Source organism: Pantoea sp. GbtcB22, assembly GCF_019091025.1.
Classification (GTDB): Bacteria; Pseudomonadota; Gammaproteobacteria; order Enterobacterales; family Enterobacteriaceae; genus Pantoea; species Pantoea leporis.
Map to the genome: position 1 here is coordinate 1 of NZ_JAGXKB010000701.1, position 242 is coordinate 242.

1 protein-coding gene is annotated in these 242 nt (G+C 49.2%); it reads left to right on the top strand.

Annotation, left to right across the window (positions count from 1 at the left end):
* Window positions 1-229 (top strand): hypothetical protein (locus tag KVT28_RS26405; RefSeq protein WP_217551255.1); only part of this gene is annotated, 229 nt, incomplete at its 5' end.
* Between the last annotated feature and the right edge of the window lie 13 nt (window positions 230-242).

Consider the following 242-nt stretch of genomic DNA (forward strand, 5'->3'; position numbering starts at 1 on the left):
TCTAACCGTGGGCCGTCAGGGTGAAACGTCTTTCATTGAAACGGGCGGGCCGGATCAGATGCTGCTATGGTCAGCGGCTCACGATTTGCCACAACGATGTTGCCACTGCCAAGGCCCAACAGACTTTGAGTCTCTTCGTTCAAAGGCTTTTCTTTACCTCACACTTAACAATAAATCAGTTGCCTCGCCAAAACCAGAACACACACATAAAAAAATACGTACGGATTAGGGTGGCGTCTCCA